This window comes from Sphingomonas sp., assembly GCF_035758555.1.
Lineage (GTDB): Bacteria > Pseudomonadota > Alphaproteobacteria > Sphingomonadales > Sphingomonadaceae > Sphingomonas_B.
Map to the genome: position 1 here is coordinate 1 of NZ_DASTXI010000032.1, position 5,455 is coordinate 5,455.

The 5,455-nt window shown below is 66.1% G+C and carries 5 protein-coding genes; 2 read left to right on the forward strand and 3 right to left on the reverse strand.

Annotation, left to right across the window (positions count from 1 at the left end; genetic code table 11):
- The 3 genes from VFT73_RS01860 to VFT73_RS01870 form a co-directional block, all read right to left on the reverse strand.
- Nucleotides 1-240, reverse strand: a 240-nt coding sequence (locus VFT73_RS01860) for a nucleoside-diphosphate kinase (RefSeq protein WP_326408440.1), incomplete at its 3' end; no start/stop codon positions are given.
- A 77-nt stretch (nucleotides 241-317) separates the two neighbouring features.
- Complete coding sequence (locus tag VFT73_RS01865; RefSeq protein ID WP_326408441.1) at nucleotides 318-755, reverse strand: DNA polymerase III subunit chi; 438 nt, start codon at nucleotides 753-755, stop codon at nucleotides 318-320.
- 131 nt (nucleotides 756-886) lie between these two features.
- Nucleotides 887-2,359, reverse strand: a complete 1,473-nt coding sequence (locus VFT73_RS01870; protein WP_326408443.1) for a leucyl aminopeptidase — start codon at nucleotides 2,357-2,359, stop codon at nucleotides 887-889.
- Nucleotides 2,360-2,560: 201 nt separating this feature from the next.
- Between VFT73_RS01870 and VFT73_RS01875 the strand changes: the two genes are divergently transcribed.
- A complete protein-coding gene (locus VFT73_RS01875) occupies nucleotides 2,561-4,717 on the forward strand; it encodes an LPS-assembly protein LptD (protein ID WP_326408444.1) in 2,157 nt (718 codons plus the stop codon).
- Nucleotides 4,718-4,789: 72 nt separating this feature from the next.
- Nucleotides 4,790-5,455: SurA N-terminal domain-containing protein (locus VFT73_RS01880; RefSeq protein ID WP_326408445.1), on the forward strand; the 666-nt coding region annotated here is incomplete at its 3' end.

Here is a 5,455-nt window from a genome sequence, read left to right on the forward strand (position 1 = left end):
CTCGCCCTCGAGCACCTGAACCACCACCGGCCCTGACGTCATGAAGGTGCAAAGGTCGTTGAAGAACGGCCGCTCCTTGTGGACCGCGTAGAAGCCCTCGGCCTGATCGCGGTTCATTCGGATGCGCTTCGAAGCGACGACGCGCAGGCCCGCATCCTCCAGCATCTTGGTGATCGCGCCGGTGAGATTGCGGCGGGTGGCGTCGGGCTTGATGATCGAAAAGGTGCGCGTCACGGCCATGACCGGGCGGTCTCCTGTGATTGGGTGGGATTGGAATTGGTGGGCCGCCTAGCCGCGCTTCGTCAGCGTCGCAACCCTCAGCCCTTCTTCACCCACTTGCCGCCCTCGTTGGCCCAGTAGCGCCGCTCGACGCCCTCGCGGCCGGCGAGCAGCTTCCAGGCGAGGCGGGCGTCTTCGAGCGTCGCCTGGTCGAACAGGAAGAAGCTGCGATCGTACGACAGAGCGGAGTCGCGCCAGATGCCGTCGGCGATCAGCATGTTGCGCGCGAGGTTCGGCGCGTCCGGGCTGGTCGAGAGCAGGATCGGCTGGCGCGAGTCGTGCGCGCCGCCGGCAAGCCCGTGCGGGAGGAAGCTCGCCGGCCCCTGGTCCCACAGCATGCGGTCGAGCCTGGCGAGCAGCACTTCGTCTTCGGAATAGACGATGAGTCGCCCGTCGGCCGCGAGCACCTTCTCGGCGATGCTGGCGATCACCTGCTCGGGCGGCGTTCCGGCGAGTTGGTAGAAATCGACCTGCACCTAGTCCTGTGCTCCTGCGAAGGCAGGAGCCCAGACGTGCGCTGGAGCTTTAGTGGAAGCGCACTCATGAGCCGGCTGTCGGCGAAGGCTCCTTTGGAGCCTGACTGGGCCCCTGCCTTCGCAGGGGCACATCAGTGACTCTCCAGCACGTCCGCGACATATTGGTCGAGCAGGCGGACTCCGAAGCCGGTGGCGCCCTTCTCGTAGGTCGAGCTGGGCTTGTCCGCCCAGGCTTTGCCGGCCATGTCGACGTGCGCCCATTTGACGCCGTTCTCGATGAACCGCTGGATGAACTGCGCCGCGGTGATCGAGCCGCCCTCTCGCGGACCGACGTTCTTCATGTCGGCAATGGGCGAATCGATCAATCGGTCGAAGCTTTCCGCCAGCGGCATGCGCCACAGCTTGTCGCCCGATTCGCTCCCCGCCTTGAGCAGCGCCGAGGCGAGCTCCTCATTGTTCGAGAACAGCCCCGCCCATTCGTGCCCGAGGCTGATGAGTATCGCGCCGGTCAGCGTTGCGAGATCGATGACCGTCGACGGCTTGAAGTTTCGCTGGACGTAACAAACGGCGTCGGAAAGCACGAGCCGGCCTTCCGCGTCGGTGTTGATCACCTCGACCGTCTGCCCCGAGAGGGTCGTGACCACGTCGCCCGGCCGCTGGGCATTTCCGCCGGGCATGTTCTCGACCAGGCCGCAAATGCCGACGATGTTGGTCTTCGCCTTGCGCAGCGCGAGCGCCTTGAGCGCGCCGGCCACGGCGCCGGCGCCGCCCATGTCCCACTTCATCGCTTCCATGCCGGCGGCCGGCTTGATCGAGATGCCGCCGGTGTCGAAGGTCACGCCCTTGCCGACGAAAGCGGTCGGCTGGCCGTTGGTCCCCCCGTTCCACTTGAGGATCATCAGCCGGGCTTCGCGCGCGGAGCCCTGGGCGACACCGAGCAGCGCGCCCATGCCGAGCTTCGCCATCTCCGCTCGGTCGAGCACCTGGATCTCGACGCCGCTGCCGTCGAGCGACGCACGCACCCGCTCGACGAAGGTTTCCGGATAGATGATGTTCGCCGGCTCCGTGACGAGTTCGCGGGTCAGCGACACGCCCTCCACGACCGGCGCCCAGCGGGAGCGATAGCGCTGATCGGCCCCCTGCCCGCCCCCGACGATGACGACCTCGTCGAGCGTCGGCTTCTGGCTGTCCTTCAGCTTGGTGCGGTAGCGATCGTAGCGCCACGAACGCAGCGCCGCTGCAAGGCCGACCCGCGCAGCCGTATCGGCATCATATCCCAGCGAGCTCACATCGATGACGGCCTTCTTCTCGCCCGAGGTCAGCAGCCGGGCCGCGGCCGTTCCGCCGAGCTTCTCGGCCGCGTCTGCTGCGGCAGTGCCCGCGCCGAGGCCGACGATCAGGACTCTGCGGACGGCTCCGCCCTCGTCGGCGAACTGCTCGGAGACGCTCGATCCCTCGCCTTCGAACCGCTGCCGGTCGAGCGCCGCGCCCACCGCCTGCTGGGCCGCCCCGAGCGACGCCAGGCTCGCCCGGTCCTTTCCGGCGACCGGCAGCACCAGCGCATAATCTCCCGTGGGCCGAGTCTCGGCGAAACTGATCTGCATTCGTGATAAATCCCTGAAAGGCGAACGTACGCCTTGCCTTTAAGATGCAAGTCGAACCTTGGCAAAGGAGCGCCCGATCTGGCGCGGCCCGATTGTCGAGCCGCTTCCGAGGTGCGATAGGCGCTCGCCACGGCAGCTTCATTCGATCGGGCGGGCAAGACAGCGTTGGCGGCGAAATTTGTCTGGTGGTCAGCGCTCCCGATGCTGGTGGCGGTGCCGGTCGCTGCAGCGGCCCAGCCGGCGCCGCCCGCCGCCGAGCAAGAACAGATCGTCGAGTTCAGCGCCGACCAGGTCACCTACGACAGCGACGCCGACGTCGTGACCGCGACCGGCGCGGTGCGCATGAACCGCGAAGGCAATTATCTCGCCGCCGACGAGGTCGTCTGGAACCGCAAGACCGGCCAGGTCTACGCCAGGGGCAGCGTGGTCCTGCTGACCCCGCAGGGCGACAAGCTGATCGGCGACAATGTCCAGCTGACCGATACGCTGCGCGACGGCACCGTCGATAATCTGATGGTCGTTCTCGAGGGCGGCGCCCGCCTCGCGGCCGCGCGCGGGACCCGCACCGGCGATATCACCGTACTCGAGAACGCGATCTATTCGCCGTGCCCGGTCACGACCGCGAGCGGCTGCCCCAAGCGGCCGAGCTGGGCGATCACCGCCGCGAAGGTGATCGACGATCCGGCGCAGAACCGCGTTCGCTTCATCGGCGGCCGGTTCCAGCTGTTCGGGATCACCCTGCCTCTTCTGCCCGTCTTCAACGTCGCGCGCGGCAACGAAGGCGCGACGGGCTGGCTGGTACCGGACCTCAGCGTCTCGACGAAAAAGGGCTTCGAGATCGCGGCGCCTTACCATTGGCAGATCGCGCCCAACCGCGATCTCACGATCACGCCGCACGTCTATACCGGGGTGCTCCCGGCGATCGAGGGCAAGTACCGGCAGCTCGACAAATGGGGCGCGTTCCAGCTCGGCGGTTTCCTGACCTACGGGACGATCGAGAGCATCGATCCCGACGTGACCTCCACCCGCAAGGGCCTGCGCGGTTATTTCGAGGCGAACGGCAAGGCCCAGCTCAACCCGCTGTGGAGCATCACGAGCTCGATCCGAATCGCGAGCGACAAGACCGTCACGCGCCGCTACGACATCACCAACGACGACCGCCTGCGCAGCGTCGTCAACGCCGAGCGGATCAGCCCAAATTCTTACATTTCCATCGCCGGCTGGGCGTTCGAGGGCCTCCGCGCCGACGACGAGCAGCGGGAGATCCCCATCGCATTGCCGGCGATCGACGCGCGCTTCCGCGAGGAAGATGTGCTCGGCGGCACGCTCCAGCTCCAGGGGAACAGCCTTTCGATCCTGCGAATCGAGGGGCAGGACACCCAGCGCGCGTTCGCCAGCGCGGAGTGGGATTTGCGGCGCATCACGCCTTGGGGGCAGGAAGTGACCCTGACCGCCTACGCCCGCGGCGACGTCTACCACACCGACGAAGCGGAGAGCACGGTCGTGCCGATCTACAGCGGCACCAACGGCTGGCACACGCGGGCGATCGGGGCGTTGGCCGCCGACGTCAAATGGCCGTTCATCGGTCCGCTGTTCGGCGGCGTTCAGCGGCTGGTCCCGCACGTTCAGCTGGTGCTGACTCCGCCGACGGCGAATATCGACATCCCCAATGAGGACGCGCGCTCGATCGACCTCGAGGACAGCAACCTCTTCGCGCTCAATCGCTTCCCCGGCTACGACCGCTGGGAAGACGCCTCGCGCATCACCTACGGTTTCGACTGGTCGCTCGACCGGCCGAACCTGTCGATCGAAACCACGATCGGCCAAAGCTACCGGCTGGTCGACCGCCCCGGGATTTTCCCGCAGGGCACCGGCCTCACCGACCGCCTGTCGGACATCGTCGGCCGGACGAACATCCGCTACGGCCGCTTCCTCGACCTCACCCATCGGTTCCGCATCGACAAGGACAATTTCGCCGTCCGGCGCAACGAGATCGACCTGACGATCGGGACCACCCAGACCTACGCCCAGGTCGGTTATCTCAAGCTCAACCGCAACGTCGATCCGACCATCGAGGACCTGCGCGATGTCGAGGAGGTCCGCTTCGCCGCCCGTGTCCTGTTCAACCGCTACTGGTCGGTGTTCGGAGCCTCCGTGATCGACCTCACGGATCGGACCGAGGATCCCCTGTCGCTGGCCGATGGCTGGGAGCCGGTCCGGCAGCGGCTCGGCATTCAATACGAAGACGAATGCCTGCAGCTTGGAGTCTCGTGGAAGCGCGACTATGAGCGCATCGGCACCTTCCGGGCGGGGAATACATTTGCCATCCACTTGGCATTGAAGGGAATTGGCCGCTAAGGCTGCGTTCAGCGGGCCTGGATAAACGGCGACATCAGCAGCACGCTGCAAATCAAGGGAATTTTGACCATCGTGGCACGAGCTTTCCGATCGAACTCCACGCGCGCGCTATGCGCTGGCGCGGCAGTCCTCCTGGGATTTGCGAGCGGCGCAGCAGCCCAGCAGCAGCAGCAGCAGCAGTCCAGCGAGCAATCGCCGCCGATCAACAGCAGCCAATCGCTCCACCTGCCGGAGAATCCGGAGGTGTTCGGGACGGCGATTCCGTCGGTGATCAAGGCGACGGCGATTGTGAACGGCGACGTGATCACCCAGACCGACGTCGATCAGCGGCTCGCGCTCCTCGCGATCGCCAACGGGAACCAGATTCCGGCCGATCAGGTCGACGCGCTTCGCCAGCAGGTGCTTCGCAACCTGATCGACGAGATGCTCGAGATCCAGGCCGCGAAGACCGAGAAGATCGACGTCAAGAAGTCCGACATCGACAAGACCGTCCAGCGCGTCGCCGCGGGCGTGAAACAGACTCCCGAACAAATGGCGGCCTATCTCGACACGCACGGCTCGTCGATCGCCTCGCTGCGCCGGCAGATCGAAGGCGAAATCGCCTGGCAGCGGCTCCAGCACGCGAAGATCGAGAGCGGAGTCAGCGTCGGTGACGATGAGGTGAAGGCGGTGCTCGACCGCCTCAATGCATCGAAGGGCACCGAGGAATATCGAGTTGGGGAGATCTTCCTCGCCTCG